We start from the raw sequence: 21,539 nt of genomic DNA on the forward strand, positions 1-21,539 counted from the left end.
AGCCGCGTTAAGGCGATACCGCGCCGGCCTGCTCGCGCGTCACCCGGCTCAATGCATCGGCGCTGATTTCGGCGATCGAGTGCGTGCCGGTCAGTGTCATCGCGACGCGCATTTCCTTTTCGATCAAGGCCAGCAGGTTTTCCACGCCAGCCTGCCCGCCGGCCGCCAACGCATAGACGAAGGCGCGCCCCAGCAGCACCGCATCGGCACCCAGCGCGAGCATGCGCACCACATCCAGCCCGCTGCGGATGCCAGAGTCGGCCAGGATCTTGAGCTGGCCCTTCACCGCATCGGCAATCGCCGGCAAGGCGCGCGCGCTGGACAGCACGCCGTCGAGCTGACGGCCGCCGTGGTTGGAGACCACGATGCCGTCGGCGCCGAATCGCACCGCATCGCGCGCGTCCTCCGGGTCCAGGATGCCCTTGATCACCATCGGCCCGGTCCAGAACTCGCGGATCCATTCCAGGTCTTTCCAGGCAATGGACGGATCGAAGTTGGCGCCCAGCCAGCCGATGTAATCCTGCAAGCCGGTGGGGCTGCCACGGTAAGCAGAAATATTGCCCAGATCATGCGGTTTGCCGAGCAGGCCCACATCCCACGCCCAGCGCGGATGCGTCACCGCCTGCAGCATGCGCCGCAGCGAGGCGTTGGGCCCGCTCATGCCCGAGTGCGCATCGCGGTAGCGCGCGCCCGGCGTGGGCATGTCCACGGTGAACACCAGCGTGGTCACCCCGGCCGCCTTGGCGCGCTCCAGCGCGTTGCGCATGAAGCCGCGGTCCTTGAGCACGTACAGCTGGAACCACATCGGCCGCGCGATCGCCGGCGCCACTTCTTCGATCGGGCACACCGACACCGTGGACAACGTAAACGGGATCCCGCGTGCGGCCGCCGCACGCGCCGCCTGCACTTCGCCGCGGCGTGCATACATGCCGGTCAGGCCGACCGGCGCCAACGCCACCGGCATCGCCAGGGTTTCGCCGAACAGTTCGGTGCTCAGGCGCAGGTCCGACATATTGCGCAGCACCCGCTGGCGCAGCGCGACATCGGCCAGATCCGAGACATTGCGCCGCAAGGTGTGCTCGGCATACGCGCCGCCATCGATGTAATGGAACAGGAATGGCGGCAGGCGTGCTTCGGCAGCGGCGCGGTAGTCGGAAGCGGCGGAAATGATCATCGAAGACGGGACGGCAGCGGCGGGGTGAGCCGCCGAGTGTAAGGCGATCGGTGGGGCGGGTGGTGCGCCAGGCGCAGGCTGGCAGTGGGCAGATCGCCGTCATCGGTGAGCGTGCTTGCCACTTCATCGCCACCGAGTGGCTGGCTTCACCACACCAGCGGCAGCAAGCGCCGGCTCTGCGCCGCATACGCCGGGTACGCAGTGGGGAACGCGCGCCGCAATGCGGCCTCTTCGATACGGATGCGATGCAGGAAGACCCAGGTCACCGGCACCACGATCGCCGCCACCGACAACCCATTGCCCATGCCCAGCGCCAGCCCGTAAAAGGCCAGCAGCGCACCGGTGTACGACGGGTGCCGCAGCCAGCGATACGGGCCGCTGCGCACCAGCTGGTGGTCGTGCTGGATGGTCACATCCACCGTGAACCAGCGCGCCAGCACCTGGATGGCCCACACACGCAGCGCCAGCCCGGTGCCGATCAAGGCGCAGCCGGCCCACTGCAGTGACGCACCCCAGCCCTGCGGCCAATGCGCCAGGCCGCTATAGGCCAGCACCACCGCAACGGCGACCGCCGCAGACAGGACGCGCCAAAGATGCTGCAGGGTGCCCTGATCGTGCGCGCCACCATCGTTGGCGCGGCGGCGACGGCTGAGCAGCAGTTCATAGCCACCCCAAACCAGATTGAGCGCAAGAAACAGACTGGAAGCAGACATGGCGTGACTCCGTGGCGATGGGGTGGGTTGGTGATGCCAGTGTGCGCACGTGCCGCATGCATGGCAGGAGCCGCAGGTCATCGATCCCACCTGCCAGAAGTCACCTTCTGCCCGCGCACCATTGCCGAGTGGCCGCGCGGCCGTCAGCATCGCCGCATGAACTCCTCCTTCTGCCATCTATTGCACCCCCTGCGTCTGGCCGGTGCGTTCACCATTGCCGCTGTGGCGTTGTCGTTTATGCCCGATGCGTCGGCGCACGGTGCCTGGCGTTGGGGCGTGTTGGCCGGCTTCACCGCCTTGTTCGTGGTGCATACCGTATTGCCGCAAACGCACGCGTTGCGCACTGTGGCAACACTGCTGCAAGCGATCCTGGCATTACTGCTGGTCTGGATGGAGCCGCGTACCGGCACCGCGCCGGTGTTGCTGGTGATGCTGGTGGCACAGGCGGGGATGACCTGGCCGCCGTTGCGCGTGCTGCTGTTGGCGCTGGTGTTGAACGCGGGCATGTACGCGGTCTTGGTGCAGGCCGGGTTCGAGCGGGCCCTGTTGATCGTCAGCATCTATGCTGGCTTTCAGGCCTTTGCCGCTCTCACCGCGCATTACGCGCGCAATGCCGAGCGTGCGCGCGACACCTTGGCCTACGTCAACGCCGATCTGCTGGCCACCCGTGCGCTGCTGGCCGACAGTGCGCGCGATGCCGAGCGCTTGCGGCTGGCGCGCGAGTTGCACGATGTGGCCGGGCACAAGCTCACCGCCATGCGCATCAACCTACGCCTGCTCAGCGCCGACCCGGCCCTGGCACAGCGCGACGAGGTGGCAGTGGTGGAGCAGCTGTCGGCCGAACTGCTGTCGGACATCCGCAACGTGGTGCAGTCGTTGCGCGACGATCAGGGCCTGGACCTGCAGACCGCCTTGCGCGCGCTGGCTGCCCCGTTCCCGCGCCCGACACTGCGCCTGCAGATCGATGCCGACGTGCGGGTCACCGACGCCTGCGTGGCCGAGCTGCTGCTGCGGCTGGTGCAGGAGGCGCTGACCAACGCTGTGCGGCATGCCGATGCCGAGGAAGTGGCCGTGCACCTGCATTGCGAAGGCGCGCAGTTGCACGTGGACATCTGCGACGATGGCCGCCGCGCCGAGCGCATCCGCGAAGGCAACGGCATCACCGGCATGCGCGAACGCCTGGCCGCATTGCACGGCCAGCTGGACCTCGGCCGCACACCCACTGGCGGCATGCACCTGATGGCGAGACTACCGGCATGACTTCACGTCGTATTGCCCTGGCTGACGACCAGATCCTGGTGCGCGCCGGTTTGCGTGCGTTGCTGCAGCAGCAAGGCGTGGAGGTGGTGTGCGAGGCCGACGACGGCCAGGGCCTGCTGGATGCCCTCGTCACCAACACGGTGGACGTGGTGCTCAGCGACATCCGCATGCCCGGCCTGGACGGCATCCAGGCGCTGGAGCACCTACGCGCCCGCGGCGACCGCACCCCCGTGCTGCTACTCACCACCTTCGACGACAGCGACCTGCTGCTGCGTGCCACCGAGGCCGGCGCGCAAGGCTTCCTGCTCAAGGACGCCGCCCCGGAAGACCTGCGCGAGGCGATCGAGCGGGTCGCCGCAGGCGACACCCTGCTGCAGCCGGTCAGTACCGACCCGGTGCGCGCCCGCTATCAGTTCCGCGACCAGCAGGCTCCGCGCGAGACCTTCAACGAACGCGAGGTGGCGATCCTGCGCCTGCTGGCCGGCGGCTATTCCAACAAGGAGATCGCCCGCACCCTGTTCCTGGCCGAAGGCACGGTGAAGAACTACGTCTCCACCATTCTGGAGAAGCTCGGCACCCGCGACCGCACGCGGGCGGTGCTGAAGGCGATCACGCTGCGGGTGATTTGAGGGCGGAGTGGGATCGGGATTGGGGATTGGTCAGAGCGGGGAGTTGGGGATCGGGAGTCGAAAAAGCCCCTCTCCCCCCGGGAGAGGGGGTGGGATGGGGTACGGGGCGACGCCATCCGTGGTTCGAACCGAGAACCATCGTTCGCTCACTGCGCCTGCGCTATGCGGTTGTTTCAGAAAGGATTTCAAGCGTCCGTCAGGTTCTGCCAGCAACCGTAAGGTTGCCGTCAGGTCAGGCGCGCGGGCGCGCACGAAGGTGATCCGGCGGCCAGCAAGGCCGCTCGGGGACGCGCCGCGCTCCGGTCTGCTGCGGAGTCCGTCATGCGCCTGGCCCGGTCGTGGTTCGTGTTGATCGTCGTGCTGTCCACCAGCGCCTGGGGCGCGCCGACCCAGGCCGAATTGCCGATCAGCTGGCCCCGCGCAGCGTTGCCGACCGAAGCGGTCGCCGAACGCGACATGCGGGTCGTCGTGGGATGCGCGTCGGCAGCGCAGGGGGCTGATGCCCATGCCTGCGATCGGCTGGCCATGCGCTTGGATGGGGACGGTTGCCGGCCAGGTCAGGCGAGTCGGCCACGCAAGGTCGGCCAATCCGGTGACCTTGACCGCACGGGTACCGGCATGGACGGCAGGTGGTCGGCCCGCGGCCAGATCAAGCCGGCTTTCAGCAACGGAACCGAGGGCGACGAGCGGCAGCGCAGATCGGCCGACCTCTAGCCGCGCTCACGTGGTGGCCTGGGACGCGGCACTGCCGCAGCCACCAAGGAGGAGCCACGCTGCCGGTGCGGCGCCCCATCGATGCCACGTGGAGACAGCCGCACGCCGCGATCCTGTTGGATCGGTCGACGAGCGCCGGACGCGCAGCGACACGGTCGATGCGAAAGGACGTATAAACATGCGAGGCTGCATGGATCGTCCACGTTGGTGCGCAGCGCTGAGGGAAATGACGGGATGAGCCTGTATCGGGTTGGCTGCGCCGTCCTGATGGCTGCGTGCTCGCTCCTGGCCGCCACCGGCTGTGCAAAGCAGCCCACGTTATCGTCGCGCTTGATCGTGACCGTCGACGCGCCGATGCTGGAAAAAGGCGGCGCGGTCATCGTGTTGGCGCGTCCGATCGCCGATCCCCAGTGGCGCCTGCTTGAGAGCGCCACGTCAACCAACGCCGGGTACGAGAAAGAATTTCACGTCACCGTCGCCTCGCCTGCATCGATCATCGAGTTGCATTACCCTGCGACGGGAACCTATAGCGTCAAACTTCAGCCTGCAAAACGCGCCAACACACAGCCTTTCCAATCGCGTCGGGTCCTGGTCGGCCAGGCTGAGGTGACAGATCCGCAGACAAAGCACCAAGTGCATTGGCCTTCGCTGAGTGTTGTCCATGTCAGCGGCAACACCTACCCGGAAGGATGGGCGCGCATTCTGGCGTCCACATTCGATGTACCTTTCAGAAGTGATGCGCCGGACAACTATGTGATCTCCAGTTTTCCTGCCGGCCGCGTGATTGCCCTGACGCCCCAGGCCATCGCTACCTACGTCCGGGACACCAACTGAGTGCCTGCATGAAGGCGCATCGCGCGTGCAGGAGGGCCGGTGCAGCGGGGCTCTCACCCTTCGTCACAAGCGCCAGCGCCTGGCCTGTTGCCGTTTGCGACTGCGCCATCCGTCGATCGCGCGGCGGCTCCCGTCCGGCGGCAAACCATCGGACGGGAGTGTGCCTGCCTGTCAGCGACGGCCAAATTCCTGCGGTGAAATTTCTGGATCATTGCCGACCTGGGGGTCGCAGCTGAAATGGATGCCGGTGTGTGTGTCCTTCACCACTACGCTGAAAAAGATCAAGGTCCGATCTTGATTGGCATTGACCACCTGCACACCACGACCGTCGGGGTCGATATGTTGCGGGCCGATCTGCCCCGTCGAATCCGAATTCAGCAGGCTGATGATCTTGAAGTGGTGAGGTACGGACTCGCAGAACGCATAGCGCAGGATCACGTTCTGTTCGCCTTTGCAACAGATGAGCAGGTCCGGGGAGAAACTGTAGAAGTAGGCGCCCCTTCCGGTATTGCCGCCGAACGCCACGTGCGCAACCGTCAGTTCGATAGGGATGATCTTGGAGTCCGTCATGATTTCGATGATTCCTTGAAGAGCGGGGCATAGAGGGAGACGAATCCCGGATGGCGGTAGCCCGCTTGGTACAGCCATCCGAGCTGTTGCGTAACGGCAGAGCGCTGACCCAGATGGATCTGTGCGCGAATCCATGGGTCGAGCAAGGTCTTGTCGCGACTAGTGCCGATATCGGTGCCGACCACTGCCACCGCGCGCTGCCAGGCGGCGCGTGCCCCAACGTGATCGCCGCTGGCGTCCAATTGTTCGCCATACCAAACCAGGGCGTGCGCCAGCGCCGAGACGCCGAGCAGATCGGCGGGCCTGGCCTGATGCAAGCCATCCAGTCGCGTCACGATCGCCGCCAGGCTGGACGTCTGGTTGCCGCCATGCAGCCCCTGCACGCGATTCAACCGCAGCGCGATGATGGCATCCAGCCATTGCCACTCCGGCAGCGGCTGTAGTTGCAGCAAGCCTGCCAGCGTTTGCCGCGCCTGTGCGAGTTGTCGTGTGGCCGCGTCGGCGTGCCCGTCCAGCGCGGCGACCCAACCGGCCTGCGCGTAGGCATGCGCCAGATCACGTTGCCACGTCCGGTTGTCCGGCTGCTGTGCAACTAGCGGTTTGAGTATCTGCACGCTGGCTTGCGCGTCGGCCTGCGCCTGCGCAAGGTGGCCGCGCGCCAGCGCCAGATTGGAAGTGCGTAGCAACGAGGTGGCCATGCGCCGTCGCCACGCATCGGCATCCGGATCGTTCTTTACCAAGACGCGCAGCACCGCGATCTGCTCGCGGTAGCCTTGTTCCGCTGGCGCCAGCAAGCCCTGATTTTCCTGCGCCAGGCTTAGCCAGGACAGGCTATCGACAAGTTCGTACCGCACTGCCGCGTTAGCTGGCGTGCGCGCCAAGACGTGGCGCTTGAGCGCGATGGAACGTGCAAAGAACGTGATCGCCGCAGTTGCGTGACCTTCGCTTTTGGCCAATGTGCCCAGATTGTTGAGCGCATACGACAACTCCAGCTGCCAACGCGGATCCTGCGGAGCTGCGCGTACCAGGTGCTCGCAAGCCGCCAGATACTGCGACCAGTACTTGCGCGCTAACGGCAGCTGTTTGGCTTGATACGCAAGATAGCCGAGCCAATAGGCGGCTTGGCCGGTTTCGGCGTGCGCATCCAATGCGTCAGGCGCTTGCATGCGCGCCTGTTCGGCGGTGGCGGCGGCACGCGTGAACGCGGCATGCGCCTCTTTCACCTTGCCCTGGTTCGCCAACACTTCGCCGGTGGTCCGCAGGGCGCGAGCGTGGTTGATCAGATCGCCGGTATGCATGCTGGTGCTAGGCAAATCTTCCAGATAGCGCAGCGACCGGCTGCCCACGCTGTCGAGCAATTTCAGATTGCCCACGGTCCGCAACTGCTCGGCCAGATCGCCCAGCATGTAGCCCACCAGCTGTTGTGCCTGATCGCGCCGTTGTTCGGCCACTTGTTGCGCCTGGCGTGCCTGCCAGCCGAGCAGGAGCGACGCACTGGCCAGCAGCACCAGCAATGCGGCGGCGGCGGCGTACAGGCCGCGGCGGCGGCGTTGCGAGCGTTCACAGGCGTGCAGGAAGGCATGGTCCAGTGCGTCCAGATCCTGCGGCATGCGTCGCGCCGCTTCGCGTGCTTCGCTCAGTGGGCGGCCGCTGTTGAGCAGATGATCGGTGCGCCGGCCTTCGGCGGCCCAGCGCTGTGCGGCCAGTTGCAGCCGCTTGCGCGCCTGCAGCAGGCGGCGGTTTTCATGGATCCAGTCGGCCGCGCGCGGCCACTGCCGCAACAAGGCTTCGTGCGCGACTGCAAAGCCCGGCTCGCCGGCCACCAGCTCGCTGACGAACAGGCGCGCATGCACAAACGCATCCACCAGCACACGCGCTGCGGCGGTTGCCGGCAATGCCGACCACAGCGCACGCCGTGCGGTCACGGCATCGCTGTCGGGGTGGATCACGCTCAGCAGCGCCAGCACCTCGCCCAGCGCGGCCTGCGCATCGCCAGGCAATGCGCGGAACGTGTGCTCGGCATGATGCGCCAATGCGCCTTCCAGCCCACCCAAGGCGTGATACGCCGCAAACGTCAGCAAGCCGTCGTCGCTGCGTTGCGCATGCAGGGCATGCAGAAGATGTTGCAGCAACGGCAGCGCATCGGGCTGGCGTGCGGTGGCGTCGCGCAAGACATCGTCCAGGCGGCCGGCGCCGTTGTGGTCTTCTTCGAAGCGCAGCCCAGCCATCGCCGCTGGTACGCGGATGATCTGGCCGATCTCGCCATCGCGTGGCGCCAGCAGATCCACATGTCCATCGCCGCGTTTGAGCTCGACGATGTCCGGCAAGGCATCGATCAGGCGTGGATAAAAATCGCTACGGGTGAGCATCAGCACGGCCACGTGCGCGCTTGTGCACAGCGCCTGCAACGCCGCGGCCAGCGCAGCGCGATCGGCGGCAGTGATGCCGGGTGTGGCGACCATCGCTTCGGCATGGTCGATGACCAGCAGCAGATGGCGCTGGGTGTGCGCGTTGTCGCGCGCCGGGGCGCGTTGGCGCACCGCCTCGTCGATGGCCGCATGCAGCGAGGCAGGCTGCTGCAACCACTCGGGCAGGCGTGCCATCTGCGCCGGCGAAAACACTGCACGTTCGCCCGGTGCCCAGTCGCCCAGTGCGCGCGCGAGCGTGTCCAGCACGTCGCCGCCGCGGCATTGCGCCAGGTTGCAGTACGCCACTGCGATGGCTTCCAGACCATCCAGGCCGCCGGGCTGGCACAGCAACGGCACCACGCCGGCGCGCAGCAACGAGGTCTTGCCGCAGCCGCTGGCACCGCTCACCAGCACCATCCCGCGCTGGCTGTGCAACTGCGCGCGCAACGCGCCCAGCACCTGCGCAATCGCGTGGCTGCGGCCGAAGAACACGTCCGCATGTGCCGGGTCGAATGCCTGCAGCCCCATGTACGGATTGCCATGCCCCCACGTCTGCGCGCCGATCACCGCCCCGCGGTAATCGTCCGGAAACACCACTTTGGGCAGCAGCCGATAGCCGCGCTTGCGGATGGTTTCAATAAAGCGCGGCTGGCGGCTGTCGTCGCCCAGCTTGCGGCGCAGCTGGGCGATGGTCTTATGTACCGGGTTGTCGCCGTAGAAGCTGCCGTGCCACACCTCGATCAACAACTGCTCGGCACTGACGACCTCGCCGGCACGCTCGGCCAACGCGATCAGCACTTCCATCATGCGCGGTTCCAGCGTGATGGTCTGGCCGTCGTCGATCAGCGTGAGCCGCTCCGGCTCGACCAGGAATGGCCCAAGGCGGAACCGCGGAACGGAGCCCAGCTGCGTGACGCGCTCGCTTCGAAGAGACATCGCTGAGATACCGTTCGCACAACTGGAAGGGGCCTCGACGAACGCCAACAGGCGCGAGCAGGCACGGCACGGCAGGGCGGAAAAGTAGCACAGCTCGCTGCCGCGTAAGTCGATTGTGGTCGCTGTTCGTTGCTGCGCGCGGAGGCAGGCGCTGGTCCCGTGCAGCGCCTGCGGTGGCCTTCACGCGCTTCCATACAGCGGCGTGTGTTACGCATCAGGCTGTTTCGCGCGCGCCACACGCACTAAGATGCCGCCAGCATCTTGCTGACCAGGAGTCCACGTTGATCATCCATCCCAAAGTGCGCGGCTTCATCTGCACCACCACGCATCCGCTTGGCTGCGAGCGCAATGTGCTCGAGCAGATCGCCGCAACGCGCGCACGCGGCGTGCGCAACGACGGCCCGAAGAAGGTGCTGGTGATCGGTGCGTCCAGCGGCTACGGCCTGGCCTCGCGCATCACTGCCGCCTTCGGGTTCGGTGCGGACACGCTGGGCGTGTTCTTCGAAAAGCCCGGCACCGCGACCAAGGCCGGCACCGCCGGTTGGTACAACTCGGCCGCCTTCGACAAGCACGCCAAGGCGGCGGGCCTGTACAGCAAGTCGATCAATGGCGATGCGTTTTCCGATGCCGCGCGCGAAAAGGTGATCGAACTGATCAAGACCGAAATGGGTGGCCAGGTCGACCTGGTGGTGTATTCGCTGGCCTCGCCGGTGCGCAAGCTGCCGGGCAGTGGCGAAGTGAAGCGCTCTGCGCTCAAGCCGATCGGTGAGACCTACACCGCTACTGCCATCGACACCAACAAGGACACCATCATCCAGGCCTCGATCGAGCCGGCCAGCGCGCAGGAGATCGAAGACACCATCACCGTGATGGGCGGGCAGGATTGGGAACTGTGGATCGACGCGCTGGAAGGTGCCGGGGTGCTCGCCGACGGCGCGCGCAGTGTGGCCTTCAGCTATATCGGGACCGAAATTACCTGGCCGATCTACTGGCATGGCGCACTCGGCAAGGCCAAGGTCGATCTGGACCACACCGCGCAGCGCCTGAACGCGCGCCTAGCCAAGCACGGTGGCGGCGCCAATGTGGCGGTGCTCAAGTCGGTGGTCACCCAGGCCAGCGCAGCCATTCCGGTGATGCCGCTGTACATCTCCATGGTCTACAAGATCATGAAAGAGAAGGGCCTGCACGAAGGCACCATCGAACAGTTGGATCGCCTGTACCGCGAGCGCCTGTACCGCGAAGACGGCCAGCCGGCCGAGGTCGACGACCAAAACCGTCTGCGCCTGGACGACTGGGAATTGCGCGACGACGTGCAGGATGCCTGCAAGGCACTGTGGCCGCAGGTCACCACCGAGAACCTGTTCGAGCTCACCGACTACGCCGGCTACAAGCACGAGTTCCTCAAGCTGTTCGGCTTCGAGCGCACCGATGTGGATTACGACGCCGATGTGGAGACGGATGTCACTTTCGATTGCATCGAGTTGGGCTGAGGAATCGGGAATCGGGAATCGCAAGAGCGGTGGGTTGCTGCATCGGTGATCTTCGGCGGACCTGAACGTTTTGCCGCGAGGACAACCGGCACGCGATGCTGGTTGCCCTTGCTGTCACGAATCCCGACTCCCTAAGCTCAAATCTCTGCCCTCAATGGACAAACTTATCGCCCATCTGGTCCTGGCCTTTCTGGTCAGTGGCGTCTGTGCCGTGCTGTTGCGGTTTATCCGGCTCCACGGCGCGCTTAAAGCACTGATCAATCTGCTGATCACCACGGCTGTGGTTTGCGCCGTGGTGATGCAGGACGGCTCGGCACCGCCGTGGCAGAACGCGCTATTGATTGCGGCGTTTTTCAGCGTTCCCGCATCGGTTTGCGTGGTGCTGGTGAGTACCGCGATGGCGTGGGGCATCAACAAACGCCGCGCACGCAGGCCGGCTTGAACCCCATAAGCGCTGTGAATAACACCTAGCAAAAGCATTTGCCTACCGCCCGCAGGCCACGCCTGCACGCACGCAACAGCGTGTCAGTACGAAGCGCACCGTGCTCTCTGACCAACAACGCTAGAAAAAGCGCTGAAAGCCAGCGCTCTTCCGATTCCCGATTCCCCAATCCCGATTCCTGGCGCGTCAGCGCCGCACATCGAACCGCGCATCGCCGACGCACGCCTGCACATCGGCCACCGACAGCGGATTGAAATCGCCCGGAATCGAATGCTTCAAACAGCCGGCGGCCAGGCCGAAGCGCACGGTGTCCTCCAGCGACCAACCTTCGATCAGGCCATGCAGCACGCCGGCCGCAAACGCATCGCCGCCACCAATGCGGTCGATGATGGGGGTGAGTTCTTCGCTGGGTGCACGCGCCACCGCGCCCTCGCGCGGCACCAGCATCGCGCCCAGGCTGTGGTGGTCCACGTGATGCGCCACGCGTTGCGTGCACGCCATCAACTGCAGCTGGGGGAATGCGGCAAAGGCTTGCTGCGCAGCCGCTTCCACGCGCGCTTCCAGCGTGTCCTGCGCAAACTCGCCGCCCAGCACCACGCCGATGTCGCGGTAATCGGCAAACACCACGTCCGCACAGGCAAACAGCTGGTGCAGGATGCCGCGCGCATCACCCTGCCAGCGTTGCCACAGCTTGGGCCGGTAATTGCCGTCGAACGACACCTTGACCCCGGCCGCGCGTGCGGCACGTGCCGCCGCCAACGTGGCCTGCGCCACCTCCGAACCCAACGCCGGGCTCACCCCGGACAAGTGCAGCCACTGCGCGCCCTCAAGCAGGCGCGGCCAGTCGTAGGCGTCGGCCGGTGCCAGCGCAAACGCCGAATCGGCGCGGTCGTAGATCACTTCGCTGGGGCGATGGATCGCACCGGTGGTCAAAAAATACAGGCCCATGCGGCCATCCACGCGCCGCACATGACGGGTCTCCACGTCATGCCGGCGCAGTTCGCCCAGCACCGCCGCACCCAGCGGGTTGTCCGCCACCGTGCTGACCATGGCCACGGCATGGCCGAAATGCGCCAGCGACACGCCGACGTTGGCTTCTGCACCACCACAGTGCACATCCAGCCGAGGCTGCTGCAGCAGCAGCGCATGACCAGGCGCCCCCAGGCGCAGCAATAACTCACCAAAACACAGGATACGGGCACGGCTCATGTGGCAATTACCTCGGCTGGGTGATGCGTGACGAGGTGGGGGCGCCGCCACGCATTGAGATGACCATCGGTGTCATTGTAGCCGGCGTGAAATACCGGCTGCCACGGGCATGATGAGACGTGAAGTGACGGCTTGCATCGCTTTCTCGGAAATTTGGTGGCGTTTTCTGCTGCGCTGCAAGATGTTACGTGGCGATTCAGCTGGTAACGTCGTTTTGACCAGCGGTGTCATTGCCGCTCACACCCCGCTATTTCACATTGTTCATGGACCCTTGGGAGGGGAGGACATGCAATTTCGGACCACCAGCCGGAAGACACCGGTTACCTTGCTTGCACTGTCGATCGGCCTGGCGCTGAGCGGCCACGCGGCTGCACAAGAGGCTGCCCCATCGCCAGCCGAGCCCGCCGTGGACCTGGACACTGTCACGGTGACCGGTTACCGCGCCAGCGTTGAGAAGGCCCTGGACATCAAGCGCGGCGAAGCCGGCGTGGTCGATGCCATTGTCGCCGAGGACATCGGCAAGTTCCCCGACCTCAATCTGGCCGAGTCGCTGCAGCGCATCCCCGGCGTGGTGATCACCCGCGATGCCGGCGAAGGCCGCGCCATTACGGTGCGTGGTCTGGGCCCAGAGTTCACCCGCGTGCGTATCAACGGCATGGAAGCGCTCACCACCGTGGGCGCCGGCGACCAGAGCGGCGGCACCAACCGCGGCCGTGGCTTCGACTTCAACGTGTTCGCCTCGGACCTGTTCTCGCAGCTGATCGCGCGCAAGACGGCCTCGGCCGATGTGGAAGAGGGCTCGCTGGGTGCCACGGTCGACCTGCGCACTGCGCGCCCGTTCGACTACAACGGCTTCACCTTCGCCGCCAGCAGCCAGGCGGCCTATAACGCCATGGCCGAAAAGGCCAATCCGCGTGTGGCCGCGTTGATCGCCAATACCTGGGCCGACAACACCTTTGGCGCCTTGCTGTCGGTGGCCTACACCGAGCGTCAGGTTCTGGAAGAAGGCTCCAACACCGGCCGTTGGGCCAATGGTCCGAGCAACGGTAACTTCAGTGCGGCATCGCCCTACGCGGCCGCGCGCTCGGCCGACGTGTACCACCCGCGATTCCCGCGCTATGTGCAACTGGAACACGACCAACAACGCCTTGGCGTGACCGGGTCGTTGCAGTGGAAGCCCACGGACCGCACCACCGTCTCGCTGGATGCGTTGTACTCCAAGATCGACGCCACGCGCGATGAGCACTATATCGAGGCGATCTCCTTCAGCCGCGGTCGCGACAGCGGCACGCCACGTCGTGCCGATCGCGACGGCAAGCCCGCCACCATCGTGCGCAACGGCGAAATCCGCAACAACGCGCTGGTGTACGGCGAATTCGACAACGTCGATATCCGCTCGGAAAACCGCCACGACGAGTGGAACACCGAATTCAAGCAGATCAGCCTGGATCTGGAGCACCGCTTCAGCGATGTCTTCTCCGTGTCTGGTCGTGTCGGGACCTCGCGCTCGGCGCACGAGAACCCGGTGCAGACCACCATCATCATGGATAAGTACGACGTCGACGGGTACAGCTACGACTACCGCGGCAACAGCCGCGCGCCGGTGCTGAACTACGGCATCGACCCGACCAACCCTGCCGGTTGGGAACTGGCCGAAATCCGTCTGCGCCCGCAGACCGTCGACAACGATTTCGATACGGCGCAGATTGACTTCAACTGGAACATCAGCCCTGGCTTCCGCCTCAAGGGGGGTGTGCTGGCCAAGAACTACACCTTCAGCACGGTTGAACTGCGTCGCGCCAGCGAAGTGTCGGTGCCGACCTTTGCCAATGGCAGCCGCATCGTGCCGACGGACCTGACCGAGCAAGCCGGTCTCAAGGGCATCAATGGCAGCCCGTCCAACTGGGTCGTCCCCAATCTGGATGCGGTGGCCGACCAGCTTGGCATCTACAGCAACAGCGGCACCTTCGCCGTGGCGCCGCGTGCCAACAACACCCGCAGTGTCGAAGAAAAGGACCGCGGCGTCTGGCTGATGGGCGAGTTCTCCACCGACCTGGGTTCCATCCCGCTGTCGGGTAACTTCGGCGTGCGCTATGTGCGCACCGAGCAGGAGTCCTCCGGCTATGCGTTGATCAACAACGCACCGGCACTGACCACGGTGGGCCGCAAGTACAACAACACGCTGCCCTCGTTCAATCTGGTGGCCGAGCTCGCGCCCGACCTGTTGCTGCGTTTGGGCGCGGCCAAGGTGATGTCGCGTCCCGGCCTGGGCAGCCTGACGCCCGGTGTGACCGTGGCGGTGGCCGGTGGTGCACGCACCGTGTCCGGCGGCAACCCGGATCTGGATCCGATCGAAGCCACCAATGTCGATCTTGGCCTGGAGTGGTACTTCAACGAAGGCGCGATGCTGGGTGTCGGTGTGTTCTACAAGGACATCGAAAGCTTCATCCAGACCGCACGCGAAGTGCGCCCGTATTCCAGCAGTGGCCTGCCGGCCTCGTTGCTGGATGGCACCGGCGCCAGCATCAACGACGACTTCACCTTCAGCATTCCATTGAATACACCCGGTGGCGAGTTGAAGGGCGTGGAGGCGAACTATGTCCAGCCGTTTACGTTCCTGCCGGGCAAGTGGGCCAACCTGGGCGTGCAATTGAATTACACCTGGGTCGATTCGCAGATCCAGTACCTGTCCAGCACCGGCACGCCGGTGATGAAAAACGACCTGACCGGGCTGTCGCGCTCGTCGTGGAATGCAACCTTGTTCTACGAAGGCGAGACCTTCGCCGGCCGCGTCTCGGCCACCAATCGCGACGACTACCTGACCCAGGCCCCCGGCACGGAATCGGGATTCAACGTGGACGGCGTGCACGGCATGACCGGCACCACCATGATCGACGCCTCGCTGCGCTACAAGATCAGCAAGCAACTGGAGCTGAGCCTGGAGGGCATCAACCTCACCAACGAAGCGTCCGACGAATGGGTGTGGTCGCCGCAGACCGGTGAGTTGCCGCTGCAGTACACCGAAACCGGCCGCCAGTTTTTGCTGGGCCTGCGCTACAAGTTCTAAGCGGTGTCTGCCCGCGACGCCTACCGCGTCGCGGGCGTGATCCCAACCGTCCAACGCATCGGCACGGTGCGTTGCCGGCCGCATGGCGCTGCACGCAATGCCGTGACGTGCATTGCAGCCGGCCCGCACCGCGCACCGCCCTGATCACCAGCATGCAGACGTTGGCGATCACTGCGCGATGCAGGCGCAGGCCGGCACCGCGTAGTCTATGCAGACCATCGCTTCCGCCGGGCAAGACAGGTGGCAAGCCCCTGCCGGCGTGGGGCTGCCAACGCCATGCAATATCGAATATTCGCCGCGCGGTGACCCCGTGCGGCGATGCGTTTTGAGGAGTAGGCAGTGAGCGTGTTGAAGGGTTGGATGGGTGTGCTGTTGTTGATGGCGCTGCCCGTAAGTGCGGCCGCTGCCGATTCACCGGAGTTGTTGTTCCGGGTCTCGGCCGACCGCAGCCTGGAGGCCGATGTCGCCCGTGGTGACGGTGTGCCCAACTTCCGCGACAAGATCACCCTGGTGCCCACCGGCAAACGCGGCAACGCCATCGAATGGGCCGATGACGGCGTGTTGTCGTGGAATGCGCCCGGTAATCTCTATACCCAACGCGGCACGCTGAGCTTCTTCTGGCGTTCGCGCTACCCGGTGGGCGAAGCGCCATTCGTGATCTTCCGCGTCGGCTATGCCGACCACACCAGTTGGGACATGGCCTGGCTGCGCATCGACTGGAACGGCCACGGCTTCGATGCCTTCGTCACCGACGCCAATCTCGCGCGCACCCGCGTCTCCTTCAAGCTCGACAAGGCTCCGTCCGCCAACGACTGGACCCATATCGCGTTTGCCTGGGACGAAACCCGTGGCGTGCGCCTGTATGTCGATGGCAAGGAAGCCGCACGCGTGGACTGCGGTGCGCCCTGTACCAACGGCGGCGCGCTCGACTTCGACGCCGCACTCGACCAGTTCGGCCTGGCCGGCCGCGTGATGTCGCCGCACCAGGTGCAGAGCCGCTACAACTTTTTGCGCGGCAGCGACTTCGACGAGATCCGCATCTACGACCGCATGCTCGACGCCAGCGGCGCCGCCGCGCTCGCACGCCTGCAGGAGCCCGCCAGCGCCGAGCCGGCCACATCTGCATCGCAACACGCCGCCTTCCTGCACCGCTTTGGTTGGGACAACGGCCACGCACCGCCACTGCTGGATGCACCGGTCACCCGCATCCGCAAGGTGGAGTTCGCCGACGCGCGCGACCTCAAGCAATGGATGTGGAAGGCCACCGACGGCATTGCCGAAACCACCTGGCCCGGCGTCTACAACCGCTCGCGTCTGCCGGGGCGCGACGACTACTTCCAGCTGCCGGACTGGAACACCTATGTCGAAGGCGGCAAGGCGCTGGACCTCACCCTGCCGGACGAGCCGGTCAACCGCATCGAACTGCGCGGCGCCGCCTACGGCCAGGCCACTTATGCCGCGCCCAACGCACAGGCGCAGCCACTGTTCGCACGCAGCCAGGGCGTCGTACGCAGCGTGGACCAGTTCCCCGAGCGCCGCGGCGGCACGCTGCGCTTTGCCAACACCGCGCAGGAAACCCCCATCCAGGAAATCTGGGCCTACAACGTGCAGCCGGGCGAGGTGCCCAAGGGCAGCGCGCAACTCAGCTACACCGTGCGCAGCGACATCCAGCCCGACTACGACAACCTCGCACCGCTGCGCGATGTCATCGCCGGCCGCTACCCGCCAGGCGAGCGCCAGACCGTCATCGCGCTGCCCACCAAGGCACCGGCGCGCAAGCGCCCCAGCGACAAGGCGGCGGCAAGCGCGCAGCAACCCATCGTGCACATCCTGGTGCCCTCCAGCCTGGGCAACCCGCCGCCGGACCAGGCGCTGATGCGCAGCTGGTCCTACGGCTGGGAGAACATGCACGACGGCCTGGACGGCATCGCCATCACCCTGCCGGCACTCAACCTGCCGGCCACCCACAACGGCAGCATCCCGCTCAATATCCGCATCAAGGACCCCATCTGGCCCGCACGCGACATGATTGATGTCTCGGTCGCGGTCGCCCCCGGCCAGGCCCGCACGCTGTGGCTGGACCTGCGCGACCGCATCTTGAGCAACGACAGCCTGATGCTCAGCATCGCCGCCGCCGCACCCGGCTTTGATGCCAACGCACTCGACGGCACCCAGCTGCAGCTGGTGTTCAAGCCGCGCGCCGAGGCCATCACCGAGCACGTCGCCGACCGCTTCAACCAGGTCAAGGACAACTGGGGCTTTCTGGTGGAAGAACACACCACCTCCAAGCGCCAGCTGCTCTACAAGCGCCTGGACGCGGACATCACCGACCTGCTGCGCGTCGACCCGGACCACGCCCTCGGCCGCCAGTACTGGAACGACATCAGCTACGCCAACCAGGGCGCGTTGCCTGTCGAACTGCCCACCGTACCCAAGGGCGTGCCCGCCTGGGCGTTCTGGCAGCTGCAGGACCTCAGCGCCACCCGCCGCTATATCCGCTGGTGGATCGAGCAGCGCCAGGTGGCCTACGGCGATTTCGGCGGCGGCATCTCCGACGATTCGGACCTGGTGCAGCAATGGCCCGGCGTCGCGCTGATGGGCGTGGACCCGGACATGCTCAATGCCTCCATGCTGGCGCTGTCCGATGCCAACTACCGCAACGGCATGTTCACCAACGGCCTGTCCACCATCGAAACCGACGAGCTGCATTCCTACGAGGAGGGCATCAACCTCAACAGCGCCCTGCTATATCTCAACTGGGGCGACCCGCGCACCGTCGAGCGCCTGATGCAGACGGTCAAGGCCTTCGACACCATCATCCAGCTCAACCCGCAAGGCCACCTGCTGTTTGCCAGCAATTGGTTCGGCGGCCGCAAGGTCTACCGCGAGCCCAACTGGCAATGGCAAAAACCGTACTCCTTCCCCATCGTGCACCCGGCCATCCTGCTGGGCGGCTATAACGCCGACCCCAACAGCCGCCGCATCGTTACAGGGTTAGCAGACGGCTATCTCGCCTACGCCTACACCAACGCCAAGGGCAACTGGGCGCTGCCCAACGAGATCAACTGGCAAACCGGCAAAACCCGCGGCGGCGAACTGTTCGAAGGCAGCGGCGGCGCCGACACCTTGCACACCTTCTGGGCCGCCTACCGCTTCACCGGCGAGCAGCGCTACCTCAAGCCCATCGACTACCGCGTCGCCAACAGCGGCCCCAACGGCCTCTCCCTGCTCAACGAAAACTTCCTCGATGTCATGGGCAAGCGCAGCGACTGGAGCGGCAAGCTCATCGATGCCGCAGACAAGGACGACGGCAGCGCCCCGGACTTCCCGCACCATGTGGCCTGGGAGCAGACCGGCAACCTCGAGTATCTCGCCGCCATTTACCGCAGCGAGGCAAGAGAGAAACTGCAGAATTTCTACATGAACACCGAAGGCCACTGGTGGAGCGACCGCGTCGAATCCCCCACCGTCAACCTGCAGCGCGCACGCCTTGGCGGCGTGGCCCTCAAACGCAACCAGACCTACCCCGGCCACACCGTGAGCTGGCGCTTCGCCGATCCAGAGGCCGCCACCCAGGTTGCCATCGCCATCCCCGCACCCCAGCAAGACCGCTTCACCGTCATCGCCTACAACACGTCCAACAAGGCCCAGCGTGCCAGCATGACCGGCTGGAACGTCGCCCCGGGCCAATGGCGCATCACCCAGGGCGTGAGCAAGGCCAATGACGGCAAGCTCGACAGCAACGCCAAGACGCAAGAGGTCGCTTTCGAAAAAAGCGCGGCCATCGACATCGACTTCCCCGCAGGCCGCACCACCGTCCTGCAGCTCGAACGCATCGCCGCCGCCACCCCGGTCGAACTGCGCCCAGACCTGGGTATTGGTCATGGCGATGTGCGCGTAACTGCCGATGCCATCGAAGTGACTGTGCATAGCCTCGGTCACGCCGATGCACCGGCCGGGTTTGTGGTGCTGGAGGATGGGCGTGGCAAGGAGCTGGCAAGAGCCGCGTTCCCGGCACTCGCGGCACCACGCAATCTGCAGCCGATCACCACGCAGGTACGCCTGCCGCTAACCAACGCCGCAAGCGCAAAAGCCGCGCAACTACGCGTCATCACCGATGGCAACACCGCAGAGATTACCGACCTCAACAATAAACTTCCGCTGCCAACCCCAACCACCGCGCTAACGACAAAAAACAGCCCATAACCAAACGCACCACTCCCTTCTCCCGCACGCGGGAGAAGGTGCCCGAAGGGCGGATGAGGGCAAAGCCGATAAAGCCAACGATCACTCGCGCAACCGCATTGACGCAACCCAAAAACTCGGCGAGGATCAGGTCACGCAGTATGTAACGCAGCCGCAAAGCCACACATTTCTTCAGGGGGAAGAAACAATGTTGAGCAGGGCATGGAGCATCGTGGCAGTTAGTGTGGCCGCACTGGGATTTTTCACCGCATCCGCGCAAGCGCGCGTCAGAGCCGCCGGCACGCACCACACCACCAGTCACGGCGGTCACTACAGCGCAGGCCACGGCACCTCGCACAAGGGTGGCAGCTACCGCAGTACCAGTACCAACAACCATTATCGGCGTCACAAGTCCTAGCAGGCCTCAAGCGAACGCCATTCGGACGTCCGGCGTAATGCCAGAACTAGGACGCAAAGAATGCGCTATCAAAAACTCCTGAAGCTGCTGGCTGGCCTCGCTGGTGACATGCTTGCTGCGGCAGGCGCATTGCTGATGGCGCTGTTTGCAGCAGGCCAGATACGTGCAGTTCCTATTGGCTACCATCTTGCTAGATTGAGGGCGCATTAAATGATTTACTTGATTGGATCGGCCTCAACGTCGTGCAAGCCGCCGTGCGTTTCAGTAGTGTCTGGTTTCCAGGTAGGCTGATGAATGACATCTGGTTAGGACGTTTAGATTAATTCAGTGCGAAAACTAGCAAGAGAGCAAGGGCTAGAGGATTAATTACCTGCTTCCCTATTCGCTGTGTCGCTTAAGTGCTAATGCTTGCACGAAATTTTGAAGGCATACAGAAACACCTTCTGGAGAATCAAAGGATTTTTTCATGGCTCCTCATGTAAATGCAATGATTGCGTCAGTGGATCTAATATGCCCTCCCATCGCTAATAGTAGCGTCTCGCAAATATCAAAGAATAAAAATGTAGTAAAAATCCTTAGGTTGAGCGACTTCTACATGATCGGTGGGCGGGCAAAAGCTATTTTTTCTGATGTACATGCGGATGATGAGGGCAGAGTCCACTTTGAAATACAAGTTCAAGGCGGTGCAAGCGATAAAGGATTTATTGATACTGGTTTGCTTCCCCCAGTCGCGAATATTAATGAAGAAGTAGAGGTCACGATAGGGGTCTCAGATATTTCGATCATTTTCTGCAAAAAAGAAAAGTCCGGAACTAGAACCGTCGTTGCAAGCTTCCATCCGGAGGATTTACTTTGGCGTCGGGGCCGCGCAGAAGAATTCATTGGCGGGTTAGAAAAATATCTTGAATTAGCCAGTTATGACCTTTTATATGTAGGAAAGGCAACCGGAACGGATAGCTTCGATAGGTTATTAAAAAAAGGACACGACGCAAGGCAGAAGATTGTTTCCGACGAGCCCCAGCGTTATCCAGGCGCGCACGTCAGTGATGAAATTTACCTTTTCTTATTTAAGGTAGAGCCCCTAATAATAAAAAGTTGGCGGCCCGAAGACGTGATTGAGGACAAGGATGTAATGATGTCCTATAGCAATTCGCGGCTGGTGTCTGACGCTGAGAAAGCTTTTGTCAGCCTCCTTAAGCCGAAGTACAACAATGAGCTCTATAGAAATTATCCAAAGGGGAAAGACGGGATTTACAATGAAGGCTATACCGGTTATTCGTATTCATTATCTGATGGCTTGGTATTTCGGACTAATTTTGGTTCAATGAAGGGAGCCCGCGAGCGCGGAACCACAATGTCAAATGACGCTGACTTTATTTCAATAAAAGGAGAGTCGGTGAAATTGCATATCGCAGGCGTTGATTATGAATTGGACGCATCATGCGCAGAGGATGGCACTCCGGTATCCGGCCCGCTCGACGCATAGATCC

16 protein-coding genes are annotated in these 21,539 nt (G+C 64.0%); 11 read left to right on the forward strand and 5 right to left on the reverse strand.

Translation table 11 applies throughout. The features are described from left to right. Positions 1–7 precede the first annotated feature (7 nt). Together lldD and XpruCFBP8353_RS17465 are read right to left on the reverse strand one after the other, a co-directional pair. Positions 8–1,174 (reverse strand): FMN-dependent L-lactate dehydrogenase LldD, encoded by a 1,167-nt coding sequence (gene lldD, locus XpruCFBP8353_RS17460; RefSeq protein ID WP_101364324.1) that lies wholly within the window; start codon positions 1,172–1,174, stop codon positions 8–10. A 146-nt stretch (positions 1,175–1,320) separates the two neighbouring features. Beyond that, complete coding sequence (locus XpruCFBP8353_RS17465) at positions 1,321–1,887, reverse strand: methyltransferase family protein (RefSeq protein ID WP_101364325.1); 567 nt, start codon at positions 1,885–1,887, stop codon at positions 1,321–1,323. Positions 1,888–1,947: 60 nt separating this feature from the next. Here XpruCFBP8353_RS17465 and XpruCFBP8353_RS17470 point away from each other — a divergent pair, with 60 nt between their 5' ends. The 4 genes from XpruCFBP8353_RS17470 (at position 1,948) to XpruCFBP8353_RS17485 (ending at position 5,324) form a co-directional block, all read left to right on the forward strand. Then, on the forward strand, positions 1,948–3,147 hold the full coding sequence (locus tag XpruCFBP8353_RS17470) for a sensor histidine kinase (RefSeq protein ID WP_101364326.1): 1,200 nt from the start codon (positions 1,948–1,950) through the stop codon (positions 3,145–3,147). Further along, entirely contained in the window at positions 3,144–3,776 is a 633-nt protein-coding gene (locus XpruCFBP8353_RS17475; RefSeq protein WP_101364327.1) for a response regulator transcription factor, read from the forward strand. Before XpruCFBP8353_RS17470 ends, XpruCFBP8353_RS17475 begins: the two co-directional genes overlap by 4 nt. A gap of 321 nt (positions 3,777–4,097) precedes the next feature. After that, the gene (locus tag XpruCFBP8353_RS17480) at positions 4,098–4,490 is read left to right on the forward strand and encodes a hypothetical protein (protein ID WP_101364328.1); all 393 of its coding nucleotides are present in this window, start codon (positions 4,098–4,100) and stop codon (positions 4,488–4,490) included. A gap of 285 nt (positions 4,491–4,775) precedes the next feature. Beyond that, a complete protein-coding gene (locus tag XpruCFBP8353_RS17485) occupies positions 4,776–5,324 on the forward strand; it encodes a hypothetical protein (protein ID WP_101364368.1) in 549 nt (182 codons plus the stop codon). A 171-nt stretch (positions 5,325–5,495) separates the two neighbouring features. On the opposite strand, the gene XpruCFBP8353_RS17490 is transcribed toward XpruCFBP8353_RS17485, so the two are convergent. Together XpruCFBP8353_RS17490 and XpruCFBP8353_RS17495 are read right to left on the reverse strand one after the other, a co-directional pair. Beyond that, positions 5,496–5,894 (reverse strand): hypothetical protein, encoded by a 399-nt coding sequence (locus XpruCFBP8353_RS17490; RefSeq protein ID WP_101364329.1) that lies wholly within the window; start codon positions 5,892–5,894, stop codon positions 5,496–5,498. Further along, positions 5,891–9,238, reverse strand: coding sequence for an nSTAND1 domain-containing NTPase (locus XpruCFBP8353_RS17495; RefSeq protein WP_101364330.1), 3,348 nt, complete (start codon positions 9,236–9,238; stop codon positions 5,891–5,893). The genes XpruCFBP8353_RS17490 and XpruCFBP8353_RS17495 overlap by 4 nt, the downstream gene beginning before the upstream one ends. A gap of 281 nt (positions 9,239–9,519) precedes the next feature. Here XpruCFBP8353_RS17495 and fabV point away from each other — a divergent pair, with 281 nt between their 5' ends. Together fabV and XpruCFBP8353_RS17505 are read left to right on the forward strand one after the other, a co-directional pair. After that, positions 9,520–10,728 (forward strand): enoyl-ACP reductase FabV, encoded by a 1,209-nt coding sequence (gene fabV, locus XpruCFBP8353_RS17500; protein ID WP_101364331.1) that lies wholly within the window; start codon positions 9,520–9,522, stop codon positions 10,726–10,728. 154 nt (positions 10,729–10,882) lie between these two features. Further along, the gene (locus XpruCFBP8353_RS17505; RefSeq protein WP_101364332.1) at positions 10,883–11,170 is read left to right on the forward strand and encodes a hypothetical protein; all 288 of its coding nucleotides are present in this window, start codon (positions 10,883–10,885) and stop codon (positions 11,168–11,170) included. A gap of 186 nt (positions 11,171–11,356) precedes the next feature. Here XpruCFBP8353_RS17505 and XpruCFBP8353_RS17510 read toward each other — a convergent pair whose 3' ends face one another. Next, entirely contained in the window at positions 11,357–12,379 is a 1,023-nt protein-coding gene (locus tag XpruCFBP8353_RS17510) for a sugar kinase (RefSeq protein ID WP_101364333.1), read from the reverse strand. A 286-nt stretch (positions 12,380–12,665) separates the two neighbouring features. Here XpruCFBP8353_RS17510 and XpruCFBP8353_RS17515 point away from each other — a divergent pair, with 286 nt between their 5' ends. From XpruCFBP8353_RS17515 to XpruCFBP8353_RS23485, 5 genes are all read left to right on the forward strand, one after another. Next, positions 12,666–15,446: a TonB-dependent receptor gene (locus tag XpruCFBP8353_RS17515; protein ID WP_101364334.1), complete on the forward strand. Its 2,781-nt coding sequence runs from the start codon at positions 12,666–12,668 to the stop codon at positions 15,444–15,446. 360 nt (positions 15,447–15,806) lie between these two features. After that, positions 15,807–19,652: a LamG-like jellyroll fold domain-containing protein gene (locus XpruCFBP8353_RS17520; protein WP_101364369.1), complete on the forward strand. Its 3,846-nt coding sequence runs from the start codon at positions 15,807–15,809 to the stop codon at positions 19,650–19,652. Between the two features lie 187 nt (positions 19,653–19,839). Continuing rightward, entirely contained in the window at positions 19,840–20,049 is a 210-nt protein-coding gene (locus XpruCFBP8353_RS17525) for a hypothetical protein (protein WP_162301103.1), read from the forward strand. 60 nt (positions 20,050–20,109) lie between these two features. After that, entirely contained in the window at positions 20,110–20,259 is a 150-nt protein-coding gene (locus XpruCFBP8353_RS23995; protein ID WP_165786177.1) for a hypothetical protein, read from the forward strand. 256 nt (positions 20,260–20,515) lie between these two features. Then, on the forward strand, positions 20,516–21,535 hold the full coding sequence (locus tag XpruCFBP8353_RS23485) for a hypothetical protein (protein ID WP_133125666.1): 1,020 nt from the start codon (positions 20,516–20,518) through the stop codon (positions 21,533–21,535). Positions 21,536–21,539: the final 4 nt, after the last annotated feature.

This window comes from Xanthomonas prunicola, assembly GCF_002846205.1.
Lineage (GTDB): Bacteria > Pseudomonadota > Gammaproteobacteria > Xanthomonadales > Xanthomonadaceae > Xanthomonas > Xanthomonas prunicola.

Excerpts from the sequence above, each read along its gene's own strand:
- lldD (WP_101364324.1), bottom strand. The coding sequence starts at position 1,174 with ATGATCATTTCCGCCGCTTCCGACTACCGCGCCGCTGCCGAAGCACGC.
- XpruCFBP8353_RS17465 (WP_101364325.1), bottom strand. The coding sequence starts at position 1,887 with ATGTCTGCTTCCAGTCTGTTTCTTGCGCTCAATCTGGTTTGGGGTGGC.
- XpruCFBP8353_RS17470 (WP_101364326.1), top strand. The coding sequence starts at position 1,948 with ATGGCAGGAGCCGCAGGTCATCGATCCCACCTGCCAGAAGTCACCTTC.
- XpruCFBP8353_RS17475 (WP_101364327.1), top strand. The coding sequence starts at position 3,144 with ATGACTTCACGTCGTATTGCCCTGGCTGACGACCAGATCCTGGTGCGC.
- XpruCFBP8353_RS17480 (WP_101364328.1), top strand. The coding sequence starts at position 4,098 with ATGCGCCTGGCCCGGTCGTGGTTCGTGTTGATCGTCGTGCTGTCCACC.
- XpruCFBP8353_RS17490 (WP_101364329.1), bottom strand. The coding sequence starts at position 5,894 with ATGACGGACTCCAAGATCATCCCTATCGAACTGACGGTTGCGCACGTG.
- XpruCFBP8353_RS17495 (WP_101364330.1), bottom strand. The coding sequence starts at position 9,238 with ATGTCTCTTCGAAGCGAGCGCGTCACGCAGCTGGGCTCCGTTCCGCGG.
- XpruCFBP8353_RS17505 (WP_101364332.1), top strand. The coding sequence starts at position 10,883 with ATGGACAAACTTATCGCCCATCTGGTCCTGGCCTTTCTGGTCAGTGGC.
- XpruCFBP8353_RS17510 (WP_101364333.1), bottom strand. The coding sequence starts at position 12,379 with ATGAGCCGTGCCCGTATCCTGTGTTTTGGTGAGTTATTGCTGCGCCTG.
- XpruCFBP8353_RS17515 (WP_101364334.1), top strand. The coding sequence starts at position 12,666 with ATGCAATTTCGGACCACCAGCCGGAAGACACCGGTTACCTTGCTTGCA.
- XpruCFBP8353_RS17520 (WP_101364369.1), top strand. The coding sequence starts at position 15,807 with ATGGGTGTGCTGTTGTTGATGGCGCTGCCCGTAAGTGCGGCCGCTGCC.
- XpruCFBP8353_RS17525 (WP_162301103.1), top strand. The coding sequence starts at position 19,840 with ATGTTGAGCAGGGCATGGAGCATCGTGGCAGTTAGTGTGGCCGCACTG.
- XpruCFBP8353_RS23995 (WP_165786177.1), top strand. The coding sequence starts at position 20,110 with ATGCGCTATCAAAAACTCCTGAAGCTGCTGGCTGGCCTCGCTGGTGAC.
- XpruCFBP8353_RS23485 (WP_133125666.1), top strand. The coding sequence starts at position 20,516 with ATGGCTCCTCATGTAAATGCAATGATTGCGTCAGTGGATCTAATATGC.